This window comes from Plantactinospora sp. WMMC1484 (assembly GCF_049315195.1).
In the GTDB taxonomy this organism is placed as follows: Bacteria; Actinomycetota; Actinomycetes; order Mycobacteriales; family Micromonosporaceae; genus Plantactinospora.
Genome location: NZ_CP186055.1, coordinates 376575 through 403064 on the forward strand (window position 1 = coordinate 376575; position 26490 = coordinate 403064).

19 protein-coding genes are annotated in these 26490 nt (G+C 66.6%); 11 read left to right on the top strand and 8 right to left on the bottom strand.

Going from position 1 to position 26490, the window contains the following annotated elements; translation table 11 throughout:
• Position 1: 1 nt before the first annotated feature.
• Complete coding sequence (locus ACN28C_RS01600) at positions 2–265, bottom strand: hypothetical protein (protein ID WP_422771843.1); 264 nt, start codon at positions 263–265, stop codon at positions 2–4.
• Positions 262–891, bottom strand: coding sequence for a hypothetical protein (locus tag ACN28C_RS01605; protein ID WP_422771844.1), 630 nt, complete (start codon positions 889–891; stop codon positions 262–264). Before ACN28C_RS01605 ends, ACN28C_RS01600 begins: the two co-directional genes overlap by 4 nt.
• Positions 892–1065: 174 nt before the next feature.
• Here ACN28C_RS01605 and ACN28C_RS01610 point away from each other — a divergent pair, with 174 nt between their 5' ends.
• The 4 genes from ACN28C_RS01610 to ACN28C_RS01625 all read left to right on the top strand — a co-directional run bounded on the left by ACN28C_RS01610 (position 1066) and on the right by ACN28C_RS01625 (position 4471).
• A complete protein-coding gene (locus ACN28C_RS01610) occupies positions 1066–1920 on the top strand; it encodes a helix-turn-helix domain-containing protein (RefSeq protein ID WP_422771845.1) in 855 nt (284 codons plus the stop codon).
• 19 nt (positions 1921–1939) lie between these two features.
• The gene (locus tag ACN28C_RS01615; protein ID WP_422771846.1) at positions 1940–2140 is read left to right on the top strand and encodes a DUF397 domain-containing protein; all 201 of its coding nucleotides are present in this window, start codon (positions 1940–1942) and stop codon (positions 2138–2140) included.
• A gap of 311 nt (positions 2141–2451) precedes the next feature.
• Positions 2452–3882, top strand: a complete 1431-nt coding sequence (locus tag ACN28C_RS01620) for a hypothetical protein (protein WP_422771847.1) — start codon at positions 2452–2454, stop codon at positions 3880–3882.
• 289 nt (positions 3883–4171) lie between these two features.
• A complete protein-coding gene (locus ACN28C_RS01625; protein ID WP_422771848.1) occupies positions 4172–4471 on the top strand; it encodes an NIPSNAP family protein in 300 nt (99 codons plus the stop codon).
• A 4-nt stretch (positions 4472–4475) separates the two neighbouring features.
• Here ACN28C_RS01625 and ACN28C_RS01630 read toward each other — a convergent pair whose 3' ends face one another.
• The 4 genes from ACN28C_RS01630 to ACN28C_RS01645 form a co-directional block, all read right to left on the bottom strand.
• Positions 4476–8024, bottom strand: a complete 3549-nt coding sequence (locus tag ACN28C_RS01630) for an AAA family ATPase (RefSeq protein ID WP_422774928.1) — start codon at positions 8022–8024, stop codon at positions 4476–4478.
• A gap of 118 nt (positions 8025–8142) precedes the next feature.
• On the bottom strand, positions 8143–9894 hold the full coding sequence (locus tag ACN28C_RS01635) for an AIPR family protein (RefSeq protein WP_422771849.1): 1752 nt from the start codon (positions 9892–9894) through the stop codon (positions 8143–8145).
• Between the two features lie 167 nt (positions 9895–10061).
• Complete coding sequence (pglX, locus tag ACN28C_RS01640) at positions 10062–13676, bottom strand: BREX-2 system adenine-specific DNA-methyltransferase PglX (protein WP_422771850.1); 3615 nt, start codon at positions 13674–13676, stop codon at positions 10062–10064.
• On the bottom strand, positions 13673–14440 hold the full coding sequence (locus tag ACN28C_RS01645) for a hypothetical protein (RefSeq protein ID WP_422771851.1): 768 nt from the start codon (positions 14438–14440) through the stop codon (positions 13673–13675). The genes pglX and ACN28C_RS01645 overlap by 4 nt, the downstream gene beginning before the upstream one ends.
• A gap of 26 nt (positions 14441–14466) precedes the next feature.
• Here ACN28C_RS01645 and ACN28C_RS01650 point away from each other — a divergent pair, with 26 nt between their 5' ends.
• Genes ACN28C_RS01650 through ACN28C_RS01660 form a run of 3 tightly spaced genes read left to right on the top strand, consistent with a single transcriptional unit; the run spans position 14467 to position 18433 of the window.
• Positions 14467–15771, top strand: coding sequence for a DUF3696 domain-containing protein (locus ACN28C_RS01650; protein WP_422771852.1), 1305 nt, complete (start codon positions 14467–14469; stop codon positions 15769–15771).
• A complete protein-coding gene (locus tag ACN28C_RS01655; RefSeq protein ID WP_422771853.1) occupies positions 15761–16747 on the top strand; it encodes a hypothetical protein in 987 nt (328 codons plus the stop codon). The genes ACN28C_RS01650 and ACN28C_RS01655 overlap by 11 nt, the downstream gene beginning before the upstream one ends.
• Before the next feature lie 45 nt (positions 16748–16792).
• Positions 16793–18433, top strand: coding sequence for a GmrSD restriction endonuclease domain-containing protein (locus ACN28C_RS01660; RefSeq protein WP_422771854.1), 1641 nt, complete (start codon positions 16793–16795; stop codon positions 18431–18433).
• An 83-nt stretch (positions 18434–18516) separates the two neighbouring features.
• Here the strand turns inward: ACN28C_RS01660 and ACN28C_RS01665 are convergent, their stop codons facing one another.
• On the bottom strand, positions 18517–18891 hold the full coding sequence (locus tag ACN28C_RS01665; protein WP_422771855.1) for a hypothetical protein: 375 nt from the start codon (positions 18889–18891) through the stop codon (positions 18517–18519).
• Positions 18892–19384: 493 nt separating this feature from the next.
• On the opposite strand from ACN28C_RS01665, the gene ACN28C_RS01670 reads away from it, so the two are divergent.
• Genes ACN28C_RS01670 through ACN28C_RS01685 form a run of 4 tightly spaced genes read left to right on the top strand, consistent with a single transcriptional unit; the run spans position 19385 to position 22056 of the window.
• On the top strand, positions 19385–19720 hold the full coding sequence (locus tag ACN28C_RS01670; RefSeq protein WP_422771856.1) for a hypothetical protein: 336 nt from the start codon (positions 19385–19387) through the stop codon (positions 19718–19720).
• Entirely contained in the window at positions 19720–20676 is a 957-nt protein-coding gene (locus ACN28C_RS01675) for a hypothetical protein (RefSeq protein WP_422771857.1), read from the top strand. The genes ACN28C_RS01670 and ACN28C_RS01675 overlap by 1 nt, the downstream gene beginning before the upstream one ends.
• A gap of 16 nt (positions 20677–20692) precedes the next feature.
• Positions 20693–21187 (top strand): hypothetical protein, encoded by a 495-nt coding sequence (locus ACN28C_RS01680; RefSeq protein WP_422771858.1) that lies wholly within the window; start codon positions 20693–20695, stop codon positions 21185–21187.
• On the top strand, positions 21184–22056 hold the full coding sequence (locus ACN28C_RS01685; protein WP_422771859.1) for a hypothetical protein: 873 nt from the start codon (positions 21184–21186) through the stop codon (positions 22054–22056). The genes ACN28C_RS01680 and ACN28C_RS01685 overlap by 4 nt, the downstream gene beginning before the upstream one ends.
• Here the strand turns inward: ACN28C_RS01685 and pglW are convergent.
• Positions 22049–26482 carry a BREX system serine/threonine kinase PglW gene (pglW, locus tag ACN28C_RS01690; protein ID WP_422771860.1) on the bottom strand — a complete coding sequence of 1478 codons (4434 nt, stop codon included), beginning with the start codon at positions 26480–26482 and terminating at the stop codon, positions 22049–22051. The genes ACN28C_RS01685 and pglW overlap by 8 nt on opposite strands.
• Positions 26483–26490 lie beyond the last annotated feature (8 nt).

The window sequence follows — 26490 nt, forward strand, 5'->3', positions numbered from 1 at the left end:
GCTACACCGTATCGGAACCGTCACCCCAGGCCAGTGACCCGGACTCGGGTCCGGGACGCCCTGTCGCGGCGGCCCGGACCAGGCCCGGCGGGGTCGGTTCGGCGGTGGTGCCGTAGGCGCGGCCCCAGCGGTCCCGGCAGGCGTAGGAGAGGCTGGCGTGGATCCAGTTGTCGTCGTTGTCGCGCAGCACAGCCAGGCCGCAGTGCCGGCAGGGACAGACCCGGGGGTACGGCGGAAGGGTCCCGCCCCGGGCCGGCCGGCTCACCGATCCTCCGTCCGGTCGCAGTAGCTGGCCGAACCGGTCGGCTTTTCGATGCTCGTGTTGTCGATGCGCCAGCAGGAGCCGCCGAGGACGCTGTCCCAGTGGCAGCCGGGATGGTCGGCGGCCCGGACACAGACCTCGCCGTCGGGTCCCGGGCGACCGCAGGTGACCGGCTCGTGGTGGTTCCACTGGTCGGCGCGGGACAGCAGGGCGGGGGCGGCGGTCAGCTCGGGGCGGAGCAGGAGGAGCGCCTCGGTGTAGGCGGCTGCTTTGCTGCGGGCGGCGAGCAGGCCGTGGGCCGGGAAGGTGACGTGCAGGGTGTAGCGGCGGCGGGGTTCGGTGGTCCGGCCGAGGGAGCGGAGGCGCAGGTTGGGGCTGGTCTCGCGGGCGGCGTGGAGGCGGCGGTGTGCGTCGGGGTCGGTTGGTAGGTCGGGCGGGGTGGATGGGTTGAGGGCGTGGGCGAGGGCCGCGCGGACGGCCTCGGAGACGTCGGCCCGGTCGAGGACCGCGAAGAGATCGGCGTACGAGTCGGAGGGTGCGGTGTCGGCGGCCGGGTCGGGGTGGGGGTCCTCGGGTGGGGTCCGCTCGCGACGCGACCGGTCCCAGTGCGGCGAACTGTTCTGCGTCACGTAGACCTCCAGGCGTTGATCGTCGTGGGTGAACGGTGCACTACAGAGAGCATGGACGAGGCGCCCGTGTTTTGCAACGTCGCATCAGCAGAGAACTTTTTCGAAACTCGGCGAGAGTTGACTCGGTACTGCGATGAAGCAATCATCAGCGTTGGTTGCCGGAAGGGGTGAGTGGTGGCGCAGATTCCCAGCCCGACCATCAGGGCTCGCAGACTCAGACGGGAGTTGCGGCGGCTCCGTGACCACGCTGGTTTGATCGCCGAGGACGTGGCCGCCGACCTCGGCTGGCATCGAACCAAGGTGATCCGGATCGAGCAGGGCCACTCCCGCGTCACACAGAAGGATGTCCAAGACCTGCTGACCCTCTACAAAGCTACCGAGGAGGAGCAGGCATCGATCGCCAGTCTGGCCCGGCAGGCGCGTCAGAAGGGCTGGTGGAACGCGTATGGTGATGTGCTGCCTGACGCCTACGTGGGCTTCGAGGCCGAGGCTTCGTCGATCAGCTCATACGAGAGCCTCCTCGTTCCGGGCCTGTTGCAGACCGAGGAGTACATCCGGGCGACCATCCAGGCCGGACGGACAACCGCCGACGAGGACGAAGCCGATCGGATCGTCGCCGCCCGACTGGCACGCAAGGCGCTCTTCTCCCGAGACGTGCCGCCGAATCTCTGGATCGTGCTGGACGAGGCGGTGGTCCGGCGAGTGGTCGGAGGACCGAGCGTGATGCGCGCACAGGTCGCCCGTCTCATCGAGGGGTGCGCGAACCCATCAATCGTGTTGCAGGTGTTGCCGTTCACTGCCGGAGCCCACGCTGCCATGAGCGGGCCGTTCACGATCCTGGGCTACGACGATGAGGCGCTCGACCCCACTCTCGTTTACGTCGAGAACGATACGAGCACGCTCCTCATGGACAAGGAGTCGCAGGTGGCCCGGTATAGACTCAGCTTCGACCACCTACGGGCGAAGGCGCTCGATCCCGACCGCTCGGGTGAGTTCCTGGCTCGGGTCGTGGATGACTATCCCAAGTAGCCCTGCAAGGAGACGATCGATGACCGCCCCCGACCGGAAGCCCGTCGCCTGGTGCAAGAGCAGCCGCAGTAGCCCGAACGGCTCAAACTGTGTCGAGGTCGCCGACCTGGCTGGGACCGTCGGGGTCAGGGACTCGAAGGATCCGACAGGGCCGGTGCTCCGGTTCACCCCGCACGCCTGGGCAAGCTTCACTAACGGTCGCCGACTCACGGCGCGCTGAGCGGCAGGGCCTGAGCCGAAGGATCCCGCCTGCAGCGGCAGCGCCGAATGCTCGTTCGGAGGCTGACGTCCGCTCATGGACAGAAGCCGAACCACAGCCGCAGGCTGCGAGCAGCATCCGCTCCCGGCGAGATTGGTATCAGCGTGCCATCAGGCGGCAAATGAGGATGCGGCATCTCGCTCGCCTGCGCTGACCGCCTCAAGACCGCAGGCGACTGCCTGAATGGCCAACCGATAGGAGCCATCGGGATAGTGACGGAGCCGACAAGAACCGCTTAGCGTGATCTCACGCGCACCGAAAGCGAGGCCGGGATGTACTTCAGCGACTACTTCGGCATCGCGGACCCGGACCAGCACGACTGGTTCGATCCTACGCTGGAGCGCGATACCCTGCTCTTCGTCGATCCGTTCCTTCTCTTCAGTGACACTGAGGAGAAGTGGCGCAAGTCGCATGATCGCCTTATCGGGCATTTCCAAGACGCACTCGAGCTACTCGCCCAGACCGGGATGAATCGGCAGCATCAGTATTACAAGCGGGTTCTTATCCTCATGGAGTCCAAGGAGCCGAAGGAGTTCCGGCTCGGGTTTGCAACCAAGAAGGGAGTCGACGGTAGCGGCTCAGGGAAGTGGCTGGCCGCACAAATAGTGGAGGCGATGGGAGAGGCGATCAAGCGCGGCCTGAGCGATATCGAGCACTTCGAAGAGCTAGGTATACTCGTAGAAGGTATCGACAAAGACCGAATTTCGGACCTGGCGTGCAATCTCTTGAAGCCCGAGTTCATTCAGTACACGCAACATATCTGCCACAGCCTCGGCATTGAGATGCACGAAGTAAGAGTTCCCCACAGCAAGTTCGACGAGCAGCGCCGACGATGGATGCCAGCGACACATATACTGCCGGTAGATCAGAAGGACAAAGCAATCATTCTGGTCCCGAAGCGTTTTCTCCGCGAACTCCCCACCTTAAATGGCTGGGACTGGGTGGATGAGGATTCCATTCGCGATGACCTGAACATCGAGATTTCACGGAACATCAAGAAGTCGGAGATCGTCGCACTTGCCAGACAAAATCCTCAGGCGTTACGTGCTTGGATCCGAAGCAAAGCGTCTTCAACAATCCCCGATCCGTACGACGTCCTGCATGACCCAAAACTGCTCGTCAAATGGCGGCGAGCCGCCAGTCAGGCTTTGGACGCTGAGCCATTCACTGGCTTCCCTCCAGTTCGAACCGAGGAGGACCTCATTGAGTTCGTTCGGTTCGGGGTCGAAAAGTTCCGTCATTGGGCGGAGAAGAAAGGTGGGTGGCGGGTCTTTTGGCAAGACGCAACTTACGAGAACGCCATTCCCGAGCCGTCCATGCAACTTCTTTTCCTCGCCGTCATCGATAGCTATTGCGAGATGGCGGGTATACAGGTGGACCGAGAGGTCGAGACTGGAAGGGGTCCAGTCGACTTTACCTTTAGCGGTGACCGACGCATGCGGGTGATCGTGGAGATGAAGAGACTGACGAGTGGCAAATTTTGGCATGGTCTTCAGACTCAGACGCCCATCTACATGAACAGCCAGCAAGTACGGCGCGCTATCTACCTAGCTGTAAGAGACTCGGACACGTCGGCCATGCGAAAACGCTGGCGTGCCATGTCAGATGAAGCTGCCCTAGTAAGCGACAGGCATTCGGTTCAAGTGCTCGTTGAAGGTGTCGACGTACTTCCCAAGGATTCTGCGAGTAGGGCCCAGTTGTAGCGTCGCGCCACCTCCCGAATCCGTCGGTCGCCGTTCATTCATCAAGCTTGTTGCGACTATCCAGCGCATTCAATCCGGTAAGAGAGGAAGCCAGTCGATAAACGTACCCAGGGCGTTCGACGCGGAGGGGACTAGAGTGGCCACCGGCTAGCGTAGCCGGCAGCCGCTGATGGCAGCGCTTGGCTCAGCGAATCGACACAGCAGCGTAGGGTTCGACCTCGGGGTTGCGGGTGCTGGCGATCCTGCACGGCAAGGCTGGTCCGGTGAGGTACTCGTATCGGGAGAGTACATGGTGAGAAGCACCCACGTCCGCATCTACACGGTGCGACCTGAGCGGTTGGACGAGTGGGTAGCCAAGTGGCGTACGTTGGTGGTGCCGCTACGCCGGCAGTTCGGATTCGAGATCTCCGGCTCCTGGGTCGACCGGGAGCGCAGCGAGCACATTTGGGTGATCTCCTACGACGGGGACGACTCGTTCGAGGAGGCCAACGCCCGCTACTGGGCGTCGCCGCAACGGAAGGCTATGGACCTCGATCCATCGCAGTTCTTGCTCGCTGAGCAGGTCCGCCAGGTAGAGACAGTGCTGTAGATCCCTACTCGTGCTGGACGGGCAGCAGATGCGCACGGCGCTCGTCGGCCGTCAGGCCCCGGAACACCCGGGCACGCGCGGTGGCCGCAAGTTCCTGTGAATCGACCTCGACCGCCCAGATGCGGGCGGATGCGTCGGCGGATCCGGTGACCACATGTTCGCCGTCCGGCATCCAGGCGATGCTGGTGACGGCGTCGCGATGCACCCCGATGATCTCGGACCGGAACTGGTGGTCGTGCTCCCAGAGGCGGACGGTGCGGTCGTCGGACCCGGAGGCGAGCCAGCGACCATCGGGGGACCAGGCGACATCTCGCACCCGGCGTTCGTGCCCGGTGAGGACCTGGGCGCAGGTGCCTGCGGAGAGATCCCAGACGCGGATGGTCCAGTCTGCCGAGCAACTGGCAAGGGACTGTTCGTCGGGCGCCCAGCACACGCCATCGACATAGTTCTGGTGCCCGGCCAAGACGATCACGTTGCCCGGGTTTTCCATGTCCCACACTCGCACGATGCGGTCATCAGAGCCTGATGCCAGGTAGCGACCGCTGGGCGAGAAGGCCAACGACCCGACCCAGTCCGTGTGGCCCCGAAGGGTGCCGGCAACGGTTCGCGTGCGTGCGTCGAAGAGATGGATGGCGTTGTCTTTGCCGCCAGCGGCGAGCCTCGTCCCGTCCGGTGACCAGGCGAGCGACTCGTACTCCAGACCGTCGGTGAGCAGCACGTTCTCACCATCGGCTTCGACGAGGCGCACTGAGCCGTCCTGCAAGGCCACGGCCGCGGTGTCGGCGCCCGGGGGCAGCGCCACCGCGACGACGGGCGCCCCCATCGCGACGGTTGACCGGCCGGGCGTGAAGGGCGTCCAGCGGCGCACGGTCGCGTCAGACGAACCTGTCACCACCACGCCTGCATTCGACACCGACACGGCGGTGACGCGGTCACGATGGTCGGCCAGGATCGCCCGCTCCGCCCCTGGTGGATACACGGACCAGAGCCGAGCGGTGCTGTCGCCGGAGCCGGTGAGGACGCGTCGGCCGTCCGGGGAAACCGCCACACACCAGAGGGTCTGCGAGTGACCACGCAGCGCGGCGATCTCTCGCGACTGGTGCACGTCCCACACTCGGGCCGTGCCGTCGCCGCTGCCGAACACGATCCGTTCTCCATCCGGCGTCCACGTGATCGACCAGATGGGGTCGCGGTAGCCACCGATGGAGGTGTGCTGGTCACCGGTGCACGCGTCCCAGAACCGGACCGTCTGGTCTCCCGAGCCGGTCGCGATCCGCTGCCCATCCGGCGACCATGCCACCGCTTCGACGAAGTCCTGGTGCCCGCTCAACCTGACGTCCGGACGACCAGTAACCACGTCCCACACGATCACAGTGCGGTCATGGGAGGCAGTGGCGAGGCGGGTGGAGTCCGGAGCCCAGTGGACACCCCAGACGTCGCCATCGTGGCCGGTCAGCGCGGTCCGAGGTTGCCAGGAGGCGGTGTCCCACAGTCGGACGGCGTGATCGCGGCTTGTACCAGCAAGCAGTGTTCCGTCCGGCGACCACGCCACCCCTCGGGCGGAGTCACCGCACTCCAACACCTCGATCTCGGCCCCGGTTTCCACGTTCCAGACCCTGACCGTGGCATCCCGGGACGCCGTCGCGACCTTCGTCGCATCCGGTGACCAGGCGACGGCCTCCACCATCCCGGTGTGCCCGCGCAGCACGCGCAGCACCGTTTCGCCATCGGTGTGCCAGATCCGTGCCGTGCCATCCCGCGAGGCGGTCGCCACGTGCCGCCCGTCGGGAGACCAGGCGACGCCGCGCACCGCGTCGGTGTGGCCGGCGAGCACGGCCTCACCATGGCTGAACGCCAGAGCCGCCATCAGCGCATGGCGGGCGATCGGCGTGGGCGGGCACTCGACGAGCGCGGCCGAGGTGAGCAGGATCGCCAGCTCCGGATATCGGTCGATGTTGGTCATCGCGTACCTGCCGACCGACTCGGAGACGCGGCGGAGAAACGCGGTGTCCCGCGCCTGCGATGCCTCCACAAGTGCGCGGGCGCGCGGCGAGTCCTGGCCGGCGGAGACCATCGCCTCCAACCACTGCCCTGCCAGCTCAAGCCGGGCGCCGGTGAGCAGATAGTCCGGGCTACGCCCGGACCGCAGCCAGTCGCCCGCCCAGCGGTCCAGTTCCGTCCGCCGCTTCAGCGCCTCCGCCCGCGCGGCGACCTGCTGGCGCAACGGCGGCCACTGTCGGAACAGCGCCTCGTGGGCGACCTGCACAATCGGCACGCCGTCGGAGACGTCGGTGGTCAGCAGCCGCGCATCGGTGAACACCTGCACGATCCGTCGTTCGTCGGCGGAGAGTTCGGTTGTCGGCACTCTGCGCCGCGTCGGCTCTGGGCCTTCCATTGCCACCAGGCGAAGCAGGGTGGAGAGAATCGCCTCTGGCTCGTGGTAGCCGCGCAGCTCGGCGAGGACCGTGTCTGCCTGCCGGGCCAGAGCCCCAGCGACCCCGCCCAACTCATCGTACGCCCGCCGGGTTGCCACCCGATCCGGGCCGGTTGCAAGATAAAGCTCCTGTAACAGGTACGCCAGCAGCGGCAGCGCGTCCGCTGTTCCGGTGTCTTCGACGATCTCGTCGACCAGTCCGGGCTCAAAGCTCATCCCCGCGAGCCTGGCCGGCTGCTCGATCACCGCCACCAGGTCGACGGGACGCACGGTGCCCAACGCCACCGGCGCCGCGAACAGCGACGCGTGTTCGCCGACGAGGACATCCGACAAGAACTCGACCCGCAGCGTGGCCAGCACCCACAGCCGCCGGTCCGCAGCCAGCGCGGACGCGATCCGACTGAGGAACAGTTCCCGCTCGGTGGGTCCGGAGAGGGTGATGAGTTCCTCGATCTGATCGATGACCAGCAGCACCCGGCCGAATCGGTTGCCGCTGCTGACCCGCCACCTCGCCAGTGCCTGGGCAAGGCCGTCTGGTCGGGAACGCAACTCCCGCAGCAGTGCCACTCGGTCACTACCGGATAGATCTGCTGCCATCGACACCATCCTGGCCAGCGGTTCTCCGGCCGGGGCAACGGTCGGCAGGACATGCCACCGATGACGCCGCAGGCGCGGCACTACACCCGCGTGCACCAGAGAGGACTTCCCACTGCCGGACGCCCCCGTGACGCATACAAACCGGGAGGATCCTTCGGCGCCAAGGGCGTGCAGCCGGCCTACGAGATCCGAGACCTGCGCTTCACGGCCAAAGAAGACCGCTGCATCTTCCTCCTGGAAGGCCGCAAGCCCCGGGTACGGCGAACGGTCCGCGCTCCACGTCGGCCGCCTACTGCGCGGGTTCTCCCACCAGAAGACGACCGCGTTTCCCAGGAGCAGGCCGGCCAGCAAGATGACCAGCGCTGGCCCTGCAATCGTCTTCATCAGCCCGACGAACCATGAGCTGTCGTCGTTGGCGAGGATGTTGGTCGCCAGTTCGAGGAACACTGCCACGACCAGGAGGGACAGTTGCAAGACTCCTGATGAGCATCGCCGCTGCCCCAAACCTTGCCTCCCCACCATCCGGCCGCATCTACAGTAGTCGACCGCAAGCATTCAGTAACAGGGCTGGACCCACGGAGGGGTGCGGCTCTTCTGGAGTGATGGCTGGCCTCTGGGCCAGACTCAGCCTACATCGGGGTCACGAAGTCGACGCGGCGCGCTTGCTGGGGCGACGAGACCTGCGGCCATCGCCTGCGGGTGACATACCACGGAGATATTTACGACCCCGTTCAATGATTTGGGTGGTGACGTGCTCACTCTTGGCGAGGCGGTCGTACATTCGGATCTTCCGTGCCCGATCCGCCTTGGCGTACTCATCCTTGATCAAGGCAACCAGCTCGTGTGCCGTAGTGTTGGGGAAGCTCTTGTCGAGAACATGCGCGACATCCTTCGGGCCTGGCTGCTCCTCGCCCGTTAGCGCCATGCCAAGCAACATTGCTAAGTGATAGCGATAGTCGTCGACCGCACTGAGCCCCTCCTTGATGAGTAGATAATCACCAGCGGCCCTGAGGATGTCGATGCATGCACCATATGTCGCTAGATCCCAAGACGACTGAAACGCCTTCTCATAGATCTCCGGATCAAAGATCTTGCCAGGGCTGACACGGGCGATGTGAGGCGTCTGCACCAGCACGCTCAGCACGGCCTGCCCCATCTCGTCAATGCTGACAATGCGATCCACTGGCTTGTTCTGGTTGAAGTAGTAGCGGCGCCGCCGCTCGTAGAACAGATCCCGCTGCGCTAGGTACTCCTCGATTTGCCGCTGCACCTTGTCCGTCGCACGTAGAGTACTCGGCCCGAACGGGGTTTGACTGTTTGTTGCCCGAATAATCCGCTCACGCCGGGTATTCTCCGCTGCCTCGATTACCTTTACGAGAACGCTACGCTCGTCCCGCCCTGGACCATTTGCCCTTCGTTTGAAGATTTCATGAGACGTCTGCAAACCATTGACGATTTGCGGAGACTCCAGCTCAAGGACCTTGTTCGCCGGTTGCACTTTTGACGCGACGATCGTTACACCATTATTGAGCCACCAGAAGTCTTCCCCCGGACTCGACGTCTCCAATGTTTCCTGGATGCTTTTGTTGACCGCCGTTTCACCCTCGTAGTCACGGACGTTCGCCTCGAAGAGAGTGGAGTCTAGTTCACCTGTACGGGTAGTGATGAACTTGTCATAGTCCGTCAGTCTCACGACGCCGATGTACCCACCGATGCTTGTCGAGATGGGATTTTCAGCCAGCATGAGCTTGCGGGTTGTATTGTCAGGCTTCCGTACCATGTCACTCAGGCGGACCGCATCAAGGAAGTCGACACGCGGAAGGCAGCCACCAAATAGATGCTTCAAGCAAGCGTTGAGTTCGACAGCCTTTCGCTCAATCGAAGGGTGCAGATGGTCTGCCTTCAGTGCTGCGAATACCACAGAGATGTGCAGTTCCGGCATGTCGAGACGGCGGTATGTGTCCAGGAATCGACGAGTAACCTCGATGACTCGGCGATTGGCGAACTCAATTAGCGCGTCCTCATCACGCCCAAAGTCAAGTAACTTCGGCAGAGTTACCAACAATTTGTCGACAGGCGGCTCGGTAAAGCCGGCCGTATTCTTAACTTGCATCAACACAAGATCGATCGTCGCTCGCCGCCCGAAGTTGTGGTGATCATCATCCCGGAGACACATGGAATTCACGAAAAGGTAGGCAGCATCAATCCCGCAGTCTTTTTCGCCGTCAACGATTCCACTGAGAAGATCGTCGTGTCCGGGGCTAAACTGCTGCCGAAGGTAATGACGCGCGGCAAAGAAAGTATGGTGATCGACTGCGGATAGTTTCGGCGCAGACCTCTGATGGTCCTTCTCGACCATCGATTTAAGCAGGATCACATCGTTGCTACTCAAGCCGCTTATCCTTCCCACGCTGCGGAACGTACAGTGCCTCGTGACTGGGGTTGCCCCCGATCTCCTCAGCACAACATTATGGTCACCGAGATGGCCGTGCACCTCAAGCTGCAAGCGATGGAAAGAGATCCATTCTCATAGCCTGCGGACAGCGACAATTAGGGCATTCATGAGTAGGCAGCAGGATCAGTTCGCCGTCGGCCACGATTCGGGGTAGTCGGACGCCAGGCAGACAATTTATCTTCGGTGAGGCCGTGGTTGTTTAGGCGATCAGTGAGGAAGCCGTCGTAGATGGCGTCGGGAGAGTCCCCGATCTCCGGGTCGAACTCGCCGTGCCACTGCTTGACCCAGGGCAGCACTTCCCGCAGCCCGGCCAGCAGCGGCGTCAGCTTCCCGGCCGGCCAACCCGCCTGCTCATCACGCTGCACGATGAGTACGGCCAGCGCCTGGGCCTGCTCGCGATGGTCCCAGCCAGCCCAGCCGATCAGCAGCGACGGATCGTTGTCCCGACCCGCCTGCGGGTACGAGATGAACCGCTCCTTTGATACGTCGAGCTTGCCCCGATTGCTCCAGTAGCTGTTCTTGCGGAAGTCGGCCGGCTTGTACTTCTCCGGCACCGGGATCTGATCCCGGATCTTCCGCTTGGCTGGCTCGTCGGGCGCCGCGTCCTCCTGCCGTTGCAGGTCCCACACGTGCTCCCAGCCGGCCCGCTTCTCCAGCCCAGTGGCGGTATACCGCAACGCCGCCAGGTACGGCACATGCTCCGGCTCGATCAGCTCGGCGAGCAGGGCCGACAGATCCTTGCCCGGATCGTAGAGATCCGCCACGGCGAGGAAGTCCGGATCCCGATGCAGCTCGTCGGCAAGCTGCGCGACCGACAGCGGACGAGGCTGCGGAACGCCGTTCTCGTCCGGGGCATACCACAGCTCATGTGCCTCGCACCGGTCCAACAGCCAGTCCCGTAGCGCCCTGTCGAGCAACCGATCCCAGCCTTCGGTGGCCCACCGCCGCTTACACTCCGGCCGCTCGATCAACGCCAGATAGCGGTTCTGCTCGATGACCGCGATCCGCTTCTCCACCACCGCCCGATACCCGGGTGCCCAGTGCTCCGGCAGCTCGGTAATCGGCGTCGACCCGTGCCGCGCGAACCACTGCGTCTCGGCCTTACCTGCCGCCATCTTGCGGGCAAGCACGATCTCGAAGGCCCGCTCACCGAGCCGCAACTCCGGCACAGACTCAGCCGGCGCGGTCAACTCGTCCGGCAACAGCCCGTACTGGTGGTAAACCTGCCAGTCCAGCTCCTCCTGGAGCGCGATCATCCGCCCGCGCGTCGACTCCCACTCAGCCTCCGCTGCGGACAACCGCTCCCGCGTCGGCACACACTCCCCCGCGACCGCCGCCGGACTCACCGCCGTCAAGCGCTGCGCCGCCCCATCCAACCCCCGAGCCAACTCCAGCGGGTACGCCTCCGGTAGCGGAAACTCCTGCAGTTTAGTGCCGTTGAACTGATAGAATCTTTCCCAGTCGTCACTTGTGAATCCTCCTCCTTCGCCACGTATCCCCTTATCGTGACTCACCTGTTTGAGCCAGAAGCAGGCGGTAGAGCTATTGAGGCAGCCCAGCAATGCCAAATGTTCTCTCTCCCCCACCTCCTCGGGAAGCTTAATTACGGGCGCAGTCTGCTTGAAGAGCCTCCCACCGCGGTCAAGGCCGAAGTGATTATGAGTCGCGACCTCCGCGTACGCGATAGAAAGGACAACGGTTAGTTTGTGTGCCGTCAATCTGCCATACTCACTCCATTTCAACCCAACTTGAATCTTGCTTCGCCCACCAAACATCTGATTGTTACTGAGCGACGTGCGCCCAGGCCACATGAATTTTAGAAGCTGCGGCACCTCCTCAACGACAACTGGTTTGAAGTCGGATCCGTAAGGTAAGACTGCCCACATCGGCGAGCGTAGGCCCCACTCGCGAATTCCGTCACCCAGAAGCATCGGACGAGTGAATTCTGGAGGGACTCCCAAGCGCCGAAAGGCGGGTTTCGGCTGAATATAGAGATCATCCTCAAGGGTGAAGCTTGTGATCCCGATCGACGTACTAATCGAACCTAGAGTCTTTCCCGCATGACTGGCGATTTTGGCCATGACCGAACTTGCCCCGCCCCCAGACAAGCTCCACGGAAAGGAGCTAAACACCTCCCGTGGCCGGTCGACAGTAGATAGCCACTCGCTCTCGGAATCCGGATGACTATACTGGCCCAGAATTGCCCGCCAAACCTTGCCCTCTGCTGGACGCTCCGGCACACCCGGTTCTCCACGTATACCCATAACTGTACGAATAGTTGCGGCGCGCTGGGCCTTGGGTGTCCGACGTCCGACTAGGATTACCGTAGGCGTGCCATGATTGGGTATGTACGCACCAGAGGTGTCGATGACATACCTCAGGTCAATTTTTTCGGTTAAGTAGTGCTCGATAAGCTTTCGGCCGAACTCGCGCTTCATGAATGAGTTCGAGGTGATCTGGCCAACATAGCCCGATCCACGCCCATCGCGTTCTGGTCGCTTCCCCAGTTCAAACAGGCGTTGCACATAAGGTACTGATAGAGCATACTTTCCAGAACAAACCTTATCGTAATCCCCACGGTACCGCTCGTTGAGTTCCTTATCCTTCGGCGTAACATATGGCGGATTCCCGACGACAACGTGATATCGCCCCTCGGCCAGCAACTCCGGGAAGTTGTCTATATCCTCGGTGGCATACCGAAACCGGGCCAACTTATCTACGTCATCGAAGAGGGTTGCCTGACGGTTCTTTATCAGCGAATCGCCAACGGCGATCTGAATCGGGAAGGCGTATTTGCGAGCCTGTTTGAAGTCTGCGAAGTGGGCGCCACGCATCGCTTCCAGCAGCAGCCGAAACCGGGCAATCGCGACCGCGAACGGGTTGATGTCCACCCCATGTACCGACTCCAGCGCCGCCCGCACCATCTCCCACCGGTCCCGCTCCGGGTCCTGCTCCTCCCACTCCTTCATCAACCTTCGGAAGATCCCGAGCAGGAAGTGCCCCGACCCACACGTCGGGTCGATCGCCTTGATGGTCTCGTGGCCGAACTCGTTGATCGCCGGGGTCAGCGTGAGGTCGAGGATGAACTCCTCCACGAACTCCGGCGTCTGCAACAGCGCATACCGCTTCCGCGCCGCCTCCGACAGGTCCTGGTAGAGGTCGCCGAGGAACCGGGTCCCCCACTCCGGGTCGGTGAAGTCGTGCACAAGCGTGCCGGCCTGGTCGCGGCGTCGCCAGAACGCGATGAGCGCCTTGGCCGCGTCGTGGCTGATCGGGATCCGGTACGCCGGGTTGTGCTCGGGGTCGAAGAGCAGCCGCCCGGCCTGCGTCCCGCCGATGTGCTCAAAGGATGCCAGCAGCCAATCCCGGTCGGTCCTGTCCCGATGGCGCCGAAAGTAGTCGTCCTGCGACTCCTCGGCCAATACTGCCCGGTCCTTCTCCGGCCCGGCCAGATAGCAGACGTCGCCGAAGAGCCCGTTGTCCTCGCAGAACCTGACGAAGACCGAACCCAGCACCCAGGCCACCGCCGTCTGGGTCACCCGCTCGTCCCGCCACGCCGGCCAGGTCGCCGCCGTGCGCTTCAATCCAAACGCCCGGTCGTACTCCGACCGCAGCTTCGTGTAGTGCTCGCCGGAGTCGCCGATCTGCTCGACCAGGTCCTTCTCCAACGCCCTGACCTGGCCCTGAAGGTCCTTCAGCAGCGCCCGACGATCGATCACAGTCCGTCCACCTCACGCTTGGCCCGCACCGAACCGCCCCACCGTACCGGGCTGGCGCCGCCGCTCTCCGCAGCCGTCCGGCCGCAACCCGTGCACCACCCGTCCGCCGGGCGGACGCCGATCACAGCGTCGCGGGCGGCGAACAGAAGAGATGTTGTGGCCCGTTCAGCGGATATTTCCCGCGACCGTCGGCGGGCCGGCTTCGGCGCGGCGGCCTCGCTCTGCATCACGACACCGAGGCAGAAGACCACGTCCCGCACCGGCTCGGGCAGCGTGACCGTGGCGACGTAGGGACGGCGACCTTCCAGTGGCAGCGAAACCGAGAACTCCTCGCTGACGTCCTCGCCGGGCGGGACGACCGTGCCTTCGATGGTGCCGACCGCGTCGGCGTTCACCCCGGGCAGGATGGCGAAGGTGCGCTTGGCCAGCTCGACCGTGCCGTCCTTCCGGGCGGTCACATAGACGTCGTAGGCGTGCGAGGCGGCGTCCCCCTCCACCCCGACGTAGCCGACGATCGGCTCCGCGCCCTGGTTGCGCAGCGTGTAGCGGATGGCCAGGGCCTCTGGCCGAGGAGTGATCTCGGCGTCGAAGCTCGACCCGACATCGTCCGGCCCGGCCCCACGTGGGTGCCCGGGGCTGACGTGTTGTTCCCGTAGTCGTAGACGTGCGCAAACTCGTGGCACAGCCGCCCTGGCCGTCGGCGCCAGCCCGGACATGCTCAGGCACAGCCGGGCCACGACCTCGTGATGGCGGTACGCAACCATCCGATCACTTGGCTATGGTGTGGCCCATGTCTCTGGTCCGGATGGCGCTCGGCAACTACCGGTGCTTCGCCCAGCGGCAGGACATCGAGCTGCGCCCGATCACGGTGGTCCTCGGCCGCAACAACTCCGGTAAGAGCGCCCTGGTCCGCGCCCCGGTGCTGCTCGACTCCGGCATCCACACCGACGCGCCGACCCCACTCGACCTGGACGCCCTCGGCGAAGGGCTGGTCGGCCTCTTCGTCGACCTGATCCACGGCCGCCGCCCGCACGGCAGCGTCAACCTCGCCCTGACCATCGACGGCCCGCTCTCGCCGACCCGGCTCAGGGCCACGGTGCAGAACATCAACCGTGACCGCTACGACACCCAGGTGGTCTCGGAGCTGGAGCTGTCCCAGTCCGGGATCCTGTGGGCCCGCCTCGAATGGGAGCTGAACGACCCGTCCGAACCACCTCGATACTCGGTCGAGTTGGGCGACCAGGCGTGGAGCGACCTGCCGATCCCGTTCCACGGACTGCTACCCGCCGAACCGCCCCTGCTGCGGCGAGACGACGCGTCGCTGCCGAACGAGATGGTCAACGCGTTGCTGCTTGCGCTCGGCGACTTCCGGGAACGCTTCCCCGCCGTCCGCTATTTCGGACCGTTCCGGGAGCAGCCGCAGCGGCGCTACCTGCTCCCCGCCCGGATGCCCAAGGAACTCGGCAGCACCGGCCTGCACGCCGCCGGCATCCTCGCCAGTGACACCGCCGGCCGGCAGGGCGAGCTGATCCGGCAGGTCAACGCCGGTCTCGCCGAACTCCTGCCCGGTTGGAGACTCGATCTGGTCAGCCGGGGTGAGGTCTGGTCCGTCGTACTCCGCTCGGCCGCCGGCACCGACTTCGCGGTCAACCTGGCCGACGCGGGCACCGGGGTCGCGCAGGCACTGCCGATCTTCGTGCAGCGGGCACTCGACGTGGTCAGTCCGCCGGATCGACCCGTACTCGAAATTATCGAGCAGCCGGAGCTGCACCTGCACCCGGCCGCGCACGCGGACCTCGCCGACCTCTATCTCGCGGCGGTCGAGGCGACCCCCGTCCGCTTCCTGATCGAGACGCACAGCGAGACGTTCCTGCTCCGGCTCCGGCGACGCATCGCCGAAGGAAAGGTGGACCCCGACACCGTGGCCGTCTACTTCGTGGAGCAGGCAGACGGCTCCGCCCAGGCTCGGCGGATCACCATCGACGCCGACGGCAACCTCGACTACTGGCCGACCGGCGTCTTCTCCGAGGACTACGCGGAGACCCGGGCGCTGGCCCGGGCCCAGTGGGCGAAGCGAGACGCCAGTGCGAGTTGAGCTGGCCCCGGAGATCTTCGCGGACACCGACGAGCACACCGGACCGTACGCCCTGTCGGACCTGCACCGTCTCTACGACCTGCTCCGCTGCTTCGCCGAGGAGCGGCACGAGTGGGTCGTCGCGGACGTCGCCGTCGTCGCCGCGGTACGCGACTTCGTGCCGAGGCACCTGCCGCAGCTCGCCGACACCTACGTCGCGCTCGCCGAGGACGCGGCGGTGGCCGTCAACGCCTGGACCGGCACCACCCAGGCGACCACCGACCCGATAGCCGTGTCCCGGGCCGACCTCGCCGATTATGCCGAGGACCTGTGCCAGCGTGCGGTGATCGTGGTGGAGAACCAGGAGTCCGACGGCTACTTCCTGGAGACCGTCGCCTACGTACTCAATCATCAGCGGATCCTCACCGCGCTCCGCAACCGCTGGGTCGAGATCGGGCACGGCGGCGGCAGCGACCTGGTGAAGGCGGCGCTGGCCGCCGGCAACCGCTTCCGCCGGGTGATCCGGGTCGTCGCCGTCCTCGACAGCGACCGGCTCATCCCCCGCCAGCGGACCGGCAGCCACGACAAGGCCACGACCCTCCAGGAGTTGGACATCGGCGTGCACGTCCTGGTCCGTCGGGAGGCGGAGAACTACGTACCCGACAGGGTGCTCGCCGGCATCGGCCAGCTCGCCGAGGCGTCCGCCCGGCTCGACCGGCTCAAGCACCTGACGCCGGAACAGCGCGGCCACTACGACATGAAGCACGGCTTCAGCCGGCTGCACCGGTCGGCGGAGGTGACCGGCGCCCACCAGCAACTCTTCCCCGACCTCGACCACCGGACGCGGTCCGCCCTGCACGACGGCTTCGGCTCCGACCTGCTGAGCCGGATGTACACCTACCGGGAGGCGCTCACCGAGCACGACTTCGCAAGACTCGGTGACGGCGTCGTGGCCGAGCTTCGCGAGCTGCTCGCCACCATCGCCGGCAAAATCTGACGGTACGACGACAAGCTGCCACACCAGCGGAAGCAGGGAGAACGGATGGCCGTGCGGGCCGAGGACTTCAACATCAGGGTGGAGGTGCTGCTGCTGGAGCAGCTCCTCGACGAGGTCCGCGCCGGCCGGCTCCGGGTTCCCCGCTTCCAGCGCCCCTACGTCTGGCACCCGCACCAGATGCTCGACCTCTACGACAGCATCGAGCGCGGCTATCCGATCGGCAGCATCCTGGTCTGGGAGACCAGCCGTGCCCTGCCCAGCCTAGACCGGGTCGCCGACATCGAGGTCCCGCCCGCCCCGGAGGGCACGGTCGCATACCTGCTCGACGGGCACCAGCGGCTCTCCACCCTCTTCGGCACCCTCGTGCACCGCCCCGAGCCGGCCGGCACCGGCCGGGACCGGCAGTGGTGGATCTATCGCACCCTCGGCGCCCCGGACCAGCGCGACCTGCTGTTCCAGCACTGGGGCAGGCATGCCCCGCCGGCCAACCTGCTTCCCATGCAGGCGGTACTGCGCACCATGGACTTCCTCGCCCACGCCCGCCGCCTCGCCCGCGATCCGACCACCGCCGACACCTCCGACGCCCTGGTCGACGAGGCCGAGCAGGTCGCGCAGCGGATCAAGGCGTACAAGATTCCGGTGATCCGGCTCTTCGGCGGCGACCTGGAGCACGCGGTCGAGGCGTTCTCCCGGGTCAACAGCAGCGGCCGGCAGATCAGCCCGGACCAGATGGTCTCCGCGCTCACCTACCGGACCGAGCAGGGCGAGACCCTCAGCGACCGGATCGCGTCGATCCGGGAGAGCATCGCCGACAGCGGGTTCGGCGACGTCGCCGCGGAACCGGTCTTCCAGACCATCGTGGCGATCACCGGCGAGGACGACGTGCAGGGCGCCCGCTGGACCGCGCTCGCCGACCGGGTCGGGCCGACCCTCGACGGGATCGTCGCGCAGGCCGAGGTCGCCCTGCACCGGGCGGTCCGGTTCCTCCGGTACGAGGCGGGCGTGCCGGTGGCCTGGCTGGTGCCGTACCCGCAGCAGCTCATGCTGCTCGGGCTCTTCTTCCACCACCGGCCCGACCCGGACGGCGCGCAGAGCCGAGCCCTGGTCCGCTGGTTCTGGAACACCTCGTGGTCGACGGCCTTCGTCGGCAACAACGCCTTCCAGCTCCGTCGCGCCCTGCACCAGATGCGTGCCCACGCCACCGGCCGGGCCGGGCTCAGCTCCCAGGGGCAGTACGCTCAACCGCTGCCCGAACGCTTCGACACCGAAGACGGCCGGGTGCGTGCCTTCCTGCTCTGGGAGCTGAGCCACTTCGGCCAGCGCCACGGGCTGGACGGCGAGCCGATCGAGCTGGTCGACCTGCTCGCCCGATCCGGGCCCGGCGCCTACCGCCGGGTCGTGACAGGTATCCGGGACGCGTCCGGCATCGCCAACCGGATCGTCCTGCCCACCCCGCCCGGCGTTCCCGTACGCGACGCACTGCTCGACCTGCCGCCGGCCCGGCTCCGGACGGTGGCGGTCAGTCACGGCATCCCGCCGGCCGCGCTGGCCCGGCTCCTCGCCGACGACCGCGACGGTTTCCTCCGGGAACGCACCGCGACCCTCGCCGGCCTGGAACAGGAGTTCATCCAGGAGACCGGCGCGGAGTTGGCGGCCGACGAGTCGGCCCGGGAGAACGGCCCCTGATCATCCGCCGTACGACTCGACGACCCCGGAGATCCGTCCCGCTAGGAACGTCCCGTCAGGAACGTCCCGTCAGGAACGGCCTGTCAGTACGGCGGGAGGTAGTCGGTCGTCGTGATGCCGGCGTCACGGCTCGAGCTCACGATGGTCTCGGCGCTGGTGCAGCTCGCGTTGGATGCGATGCTGCCCGGGCTCCGCCAGTAGCCGTACCGGTAGGTCGCCTTCTTGCTCGACTGGTTCGTGCAGCGAGCCCAGGCCCGGTAGTACCCGCTGCCGGACTTGCACACCGCGGCGTTGCTCCGCGTCCTCACCAGTTTGCTGCAGTTGGACGGGATCGCCTCCGCCGGTGCGGCCGAGACGACGACCACGCCCAGGCTGGCCACGGCCGCCAATGCCACGGCCGCGGCGATCCGCCGCACCCCGCCGGCCTTCCGGCCAGGCTGTTTCGCTTCCACGTGCACGGTTGTCGCTCTCCTTCGATGAACCCGATCAGCACTCGCATGATCGACAAGTGCGGTTGGCACCGTAGGCCGGCAATGTCACCCACGCAACGTGTGTTCAACCTGCTCCCTGCGGCACGCATACCTCCTGGTTGGACATGATTCCGACTCCGGGGCTGCCGTTGGGATGCAGCACGAACTTCAGCCCGGGATTCGCCCAGGAAGGCCAATCCTGATCGGAGGGTCGGGGTGGTGCGGGCATCGACGTTATCCACAGGTTCCCGACTGCAGGGTGACGAGGCGGTCGCACTTCGTGCTATAACCTCCGAGGCGATTTCACCTGTAACCGGGGGTAACGGGATCATGGAGACAGCCGAGCCGGGCTGGCGACCCGAGTATCGGGGCGGTGACGCCCGCGTCGGGGCTAGCCCAGGTAGAGGGCTGAGCGCGCCCTCCTCTCCTGGTGCACCCGCAGAGGGGAGCTACCGTGCCTAAATCCGGCAGGGACCTGGGGGTGGACCTCTACGAGCTATGGGTCGCAGGCGACAGGATGTTGCCGGAGGTGGCGCACCAGTTCGCGGACGCCGGAAAGCTGTTTGGCCAGACAGAGTCGGGAGACGGCTACTTCTCCCGTCCGGCCGAGATCGGCGGTGGCGGCTATGGCCCGGCGCAGCAGGCCTTCGCCGAGTTGCGGATGACCATGTCCGCAATCTTCCGGGACAGTCAGAGCAATCTGGAGCTGGCGGGGCAGGCCCTCAAGATGGCCGCCGACAACTATGCGACTTCGGACCAGGCGGCCGTGGATCAGTTCAACGCTATGAAGAACGATGCCGGGCAGGGACGCTTCTGATGGCCAGCTACACCTACGAGACCCTTGCCGCCGGGGCGGAGGCGTTGCGTGCGGCTGCCATCAAGACGGCCTGTGAACAGGCGGCGATCCCTCCTCTGCCGGAGGCCCAGTCCGGCCAGCAGAAGCAGGACGTCATCGCTATCGAGGGGGCGTTCGCCGGCGTACCGGCGATGTTCTATCCGTTTCTGACCATGCCGGGACCGGCCGACTTCGAAGGCATCCTCGCCGATCTGGAGACGAGCGCTACGGTTCTGATGACGACCCAGAACTCACCGGATCCAGGGCTCAGAATCCCTGCGCCGAACAACGACAAGTTTTCCGCTGTAACCACTGTTGGCGACAACCTGGCGAGTTGGAGTGGCGCCGCCGCGCGTGAGTTCAAGTCGCAGTACCTCGACAAACTGCCATCTCAGCAGGCCGGCCAGTTCAACGTCGTCGTGACCTGCATGAAGCTGATCCAGCAGGAGCAGGCCATCTGGACGGAGGCCCGCAAGAACGTCGCGGATATCGTCAACCAGGCCATCGAGGTCCTGGAGAACATGCCGAGGCGGTGCAGCAAGGACAACTGGACCGTGGCGTTCACGGTGGTCGCCGCGGTGGCGGGCATCGCCACCGTGCCGCTCGGCGTCGCCGCTGCCGGCACCGGCATCCTGGTCAGTCTCGCCGTGGCCGACAAGGTTGCTGGGGGCGCCACCCTCTTGTTGGAGGATGACCCGCCGGAGAACCGGCGCTTCGAGGCGTCGACGGCCGATGGCGTGATCCGCGAGGTCGACCGCGGGGTGAAGGAGCTGATCGCGCGTATTGTCGAGCAGGAAGGCAAGATCGCGGCGGTGTTCAGCGGCGCCAACGCATTGGTCCAGGCCACTCGGGATATGTTCGTGCCAAAACGGCCACTACTTGCGAAGGCAACCCCAGCAAACGTTACCGACCAAGACATGCTGGGTTTTTCGAGCTGAAGAGGACGGACAAGCCATGGGCGCGATGGCGGACCGGATCAACGCGATCCATGTACATGCCTCGGCACCAGGCGGCGGGGTGCATGGTGAGGTACGCGGGCACGACGGGGTCGAAATCTACTTCTCGTCCGGCTACTACGACCAGGCGAACGAGCGGCAACTCGAACGCCAACTCGAAGGCTTGGCCCGGCTGCTGTGGACGGCCCGGGAGCGCGCCGTGCAGGCGAGCATGGCGGCGTTCAACGTCTACCCCGACGAATCCATCTCGTCGTATGAGGACGAGAAGTTCCACGAGGAGCGCGCCCAACTACTCGCCGTCGGCCGCTCGGACGACGACCGGATCACCATCTCGGTGCGCGGAATGCAGGAGTGGCGGGTCCAAGTCGCCGCCGGGACGCTCGAGGCACTCAGCGAGCGCTCCTTCCTCGCCGGGCTGCAGGCCGCCGCACACCGGCTGATCAGCGACCAACTCCAGCAGGTTAACCAACTGAAGGTGCGGGTGTACCAGTGAGGCGCCGGACTATCCTGCTCGCCAGCACGGCCGTGGTCGCACTACTGGTGGCGGCGAGCGTGTGGTGGCTGCTGCGGCCGGACGATGCCCCAGAGGCCGCCGCCTGCCCATACCCGGTGGTCTCCAGCGAGGTGACCTCGGCGAGGCCGATCGGAGACGACCGGACAACGATCCCGGCGCCGTCAAGCGGCGCCCTCACGGTGACCGAAACCGGCTTCACACAAATCGCGAACAAGGGCGAGGTCAGCATCGGTGCCGTCGTCGAAAACACGAGTTCCCAGGTGGCATACCAGGCCCGAGTGATCTTCGAGGCTTTCGACGCGGACGGCAGCTACGCGCTGGGCGAATCCGGGCGGTTCAACTACTTCTTCGAGATCCCGATCGTCCGGCCCGGTGAGCGTGCAGTCGTCGGCACATACGCCTTCCTGAACCGGGACAGCTTCAACCGGACCGGCGTCTTCATCACCGTTGCCCGTGCCAGCCTGGACCTGGTGCAAACACAATGGATTCCGGAATCGGACACGGAGACGTTCCCGGCGATCAGCGCCCGACTCCACCCGGACAGGCCACCATTGGCTCAGGACGGTGCTGTCACCGTACATTTCACGGCGAATTCCAGTGCCTGCCGAGAGCTCGGCAGTCGAGGCAATATGGTGGTGTTCCGTGACACTACCGGAGGGGTGGTCGGCGGCTCCTACTATCCTTCCCGGAAGGAAGACGTCTGTCCCGGGGGGGACTCCACTGGGCGGGCCCAGGTGTTCGACAGCAAACTGCCGGACGCGGATCTCGCTCGCACCGAGATCAATGTCTACTGCGATCTGACCCCGAGCAGCCACCTGCCGGCCGGCCCAACCCAGCCCGTCAACTGACCGGGCGGGCACCGGGCGGGCGGCCGTTCCGGTGTTCGTTCGCGACCCAGGCGTCCGGCAGGGTGACCCACTCGTCCTGGGCCACCGGCACCACCGTGGCGTCGAGCCGGGGAAGCTGCCCCGGATCCTCCATCGGACAGAGCAGCCACACCGCCCCCGCCCCACCCCGGGCCAGGTCCGCCAACTCCTCCAGCAGCTCCATCGCGCCATACCTAACCAGCGGTGCGGCGTCGAAGAGCAGCAGCGGCAGCCGGCGGTCCGGCAGGGCCAGCAGCTCCGGCCGGAGCTGCTGCCAGGTCCGGGTCGCGAACTCGGCCAGCTTCAACGCGTCCCGGGAGTTCGGGTCGGCCGCGTCGGCGGCGAGCACCGTCTGCCAGGTCGGCTTCGGGCGGGCCTCGACGAGGGTACGCAACTGCGCCAGGAACCGCCCCGCCACGTTGCACGGCCGCGCGTTCCACCGGCTGACCAGCTCCTGCTGGGCGGCCGGATACCGGTCGGTGCGCACCGTCAACGCCCGGAACCCGCCCTCCTCGCCGGTACGGCCGAGCTGCTCCTCGGCGCGGAACGCAGCGGCCAGCTCCGGCGAGGCCGCGTTCCACATTGTCATCCTGCTGTCGGTCGAGCGCCGCTGCTGCGACGACATCCTCGTCGACGAGCCGGCGCCGGGCCGGGCGTGGTAGGCCCCGTTCCGGTAGATCAGCGGGAACCCGGCCTCGGCGAGCAGGTGTCCCAGCCGGGGATGGCTCGGCAGCGGCGGCATCTCGGGAAACCGTGCCCGGACCCGTTCCTGGATGTCCTTCTCGCGCAGCTCGGCGGGGCGGTCGGCGACCGACGGCGGCACCAGGCCGGCCTGGGTCAGCCGCAGTGCCCGCACCGGGTCGAGGTCGCGGGGATAGATCTCCAGCCGGGGCGAGGCCGCCGCCCGAGCTGAGGCCACCGCCGCCAACTGCACCATCCGCCGGTCGTCGAGCCGGAACCCGCCATCGCCGACGGTGACGGCGGCCAGCTCGCGCAGCACCGTCGCCGGGCTCGGCAGCACCTCCAGCTCGGCGAGCCGGTCCGCCGCCTTGCCGAGGGCGTCGGCGAGGTCGAGCAGCGCCGGTGCGGACGGGGTGTCCGGTGACTCGTCGGCCGCCACCTCCAGGGCGATCAGCAGCCGGTCCCGGTGCTGGCCGGCCGGCGCCGGGTCGCCGTGCCGGCGTACGGCGAATCTCGGCTCGTCCGCGAGCGGGTCGATCTCGACGGCGGCCCGGACCACGGCGAGTGCCACCGCCCGGCGTACCGGTTCGGCGTCCTCCGCCGATCCGCGTCGCATCAACAGCGCGGTAGCGAGTTCGGTCGCCTCCATCACCCGGCCGCTCTCCGCGAGCAGGGTGATCAGCTCCGCGCGGACGCTGGCCAGCACCCGATCGGCGTGCCAGCGCTTGCGCTCGGCCATCAGGTACTGCGCCACCCTGCCCGCGCTGACCCCGATCCGCTTCGCCACCTGCGCCTGCAACGGCCAGGGTGGCAGGTCCGGCAGCGCACCCGTCTCGTCCGGCAGGCCGAGCAGCAGCCGCACCGCCTCCACCTGCTTCTGGTTCGGATGCTGTGGCACCAGGAAGGCGGTGACCGCGTCCAGCCCGATCCGGGCGAGGTCCGCCGGTGACCTGCCGTCGGCACCCTGCTCCGCTTCCGCGCGTACCGTCTCGGCGGTGATCTCGGCACGCGCCTCCGCGCGGTTCCGCGACGGCGCCGGACCGGCACCCTGCTCGCCCAGGCGTGCCCGCCACTCCCGCAGCCGTTGCTGCAACTCGCCCCGGGTCTTGGCACCGAGACCGGGCAGGGTGAAGAGCTGCTTCGAGCCCAGCCCGAGCAGGTCGCCGACGGTGGTGGCGTCGAGCCGGTGCGCCGCCGACACCGCCCGGGGGGTTAAACCGGAGGCTTCGAGTACGGTCGCCCGGGTCGCCCTCGCCGCCGCCTCGTCCCGGTCCGCGACCGTCGTCTCGACCTCGACATCCGGGTGTTCCGAAGCCGCCGGATGCGCGGAGCCGACCGGGGCGGTGTGGTCGGACTGCCGGAACACCTGCTGCCAGGCGTCCCGCATCTCCTTCAGCGACGCGTGCCGCTGCGCGGCGTCCCGGTGCAGCGCCCGGTGGAAGAAGCCGACAAGCGCGCCCCGGATCGCCGGGTCGAACGCCTCGACCGCCAGCACCGGCGGCCCCTCGGTGTGCAGCGGGTTGGTGAGGTCGTCGCCCCAGACCGGGATTTCGCCGGAGGCCATCTCGTGCAGGGTGACCGCGACGGCGTAGCGCTCGGCCTGCTCGTCGTAGACCGGCCGGCTGGTGGTGCCGAGGAACGGGTCGAGATAGCGGGGCGTGCCCGCCTCGATCTCGTCGACCGGCAGCGCGGCCAGCGAGAAGTCGAAGAGGACGAGCTGGCGGGTCCGGTTCGGCCGGATCCTGATCGCGATGTTGTCCGGCTTGATGTCCCGGTGGAATACCCCCTCGCCCTGGAGGTGGTCGACCGCGCCGAAGAGGTAGTCGGAGTACGTCTCCAGCTCGTCGACGGTGAGCCGACCGTCCTCGCGGAGCTTGCGGGCGAGCGTCGTCTCCCCGGCGTGCTCCAGCACGATCATCCAGCGCGGCGGTACCTCGATCGGCTCCTCGCGGGCGAGCCGGATCACCCGGGAGTCCTTGTGCAGCCCGCGCAGCACCTGCGCCTCGTGGGTCAGCCGGGCCGCCTTCTCGTCGGAGAGCGCGACCTTCAGCACCTCCAGGGCGCCGGTCCGGGTGTTCTGGGCCAGGAAGGCCCGGGAGGTCGAGCCGGTGCCGAGCTTCTTCCGGATCTGCCAGTCGAGGACCGTGTCGCCGATCTTCGCCTCGAGGGCGTCGATCTTCTCCTCGGCGACGGCTGGCGGTGCGGTGAACTCCTCCTCGACCAGCTGGAGCATCTCCAGCAGCTCGGCAACGGTGGCGAGCCGGCGCGCCGGTATCGGGGCGGTCGCCGCCTGCACCAGCTCGTCCATGAACTCCGAGACCGAGTCGACCGACGACGACGGGCGGAGGCCGTCCTCCCTGGCGAGCCTGGCCAGCAGTTCGGCCCGGCTCGCGGCCGGCGGCTGGCCGGAGAGCAGGAGGTAGGCAAGGGTGCCGAGGCCGAAGACGTCCAGTGCCACCGGGTCCGGTGCCGGCGCGCTCAACTCCGGCGCCAGGTACGCCTCGGCGGAGCGTTCCAGGTGCGGGCCGAGCCGCGACGACGGGGAGATGCGCAGCGCGTCCGCACTGCCGCCGACCGAGTCGGGCCCACGGGTCGCCGCCTGCCAGTCGCTGATCTGGAGCTGCGGGCGCAGCCAGGCCGCCTCCTCCGACTCCCCGCGCTGCCGCTGTCCCGGCGTGACCAGTACGCCCCGGGCGGAGAGGCTGCGGTGGTAGAGCCGGCGGCCGTGCGCGTAGCCGATCGCCTCGACGAGTTGCCGGACCATGCCGATCCGGGTGCCGACGTCGAGGCGCTCGCCGTACTGGGCCATGAAGTGGTCCAGCCGGACCGCCCGGGGATCGTGCCGGAAGATCAGCGCCGGGCCGCCCTCGTGCGGTTCCATCGTGTCGACCTGCACGATCCCCGGATGGCTGATCCCGTGCAGGGCGATCATCTCGCGACGGGCGGCCCGCTCGATGCTGGCCCGCTCCGCCCTGGCGGAGTTGCGCTCCAGGAGGTAGATCCGGATCCGGCGGTGCTCGTGCGCGAACTGGGCGTGCTGCGCCAGGTGGTCCTGCCAGGTCGGGCCGACGTCGAACGGCTTCGCTTCGAGCTGCCACGAGCCGACCTGCTCGTAGCGGCGGCTCCGCGCGATGCCCACCTCCCTGAGCAGCTTGGGCAGCGCCCTCGACACCTCCGGCGTCACCTGCCGGCGCTCGTCGCGGGGCAGCGCGCCGAGCAACTCGGACCAGATCCCCGGCAGCGCTCCGGCCGGCTGGCCCGGGTGCGGCTCCGGCCCGTACACCCAGTGCAGTTGATGCTCGTCGAGCCTGACCTGGAGATCCGGCGCGGAGAGGAAGACCGCGCCCTGGATGAACGGCACCCGCACCTTGAGTCTCTGCTTCGCCGCCTGCCGTTCCAGCAGCGAGCGGAGCCGCTTGGCCTTGAGGTCGGCCAGGTGCAGCGGGTTGTCGAAGGTGCGGACCGTTCGGTCGTTGTCGGCGATCCAGTTCGCACCGCTGTTGGTCAGCCGGCCGTGCAGGCTCTTGATCTCGACCAGGTAGAGGCCGGCCCGGGTGGCGACCAGCAGGTCGATCTCGTAGACGTGACCGGTGTCGGCGGTGAAGGTGAAGTTCGACCAGGCACGGTACGGCTCGGCGTCCGGCAGAAGCCGGCGGACGTGCTCCAACGCGGCCCGTTCGTGGTCGAACTGCGACGGCGTTATCGTCGTCCACCGTCCGTCCTGCATCGGTGCAC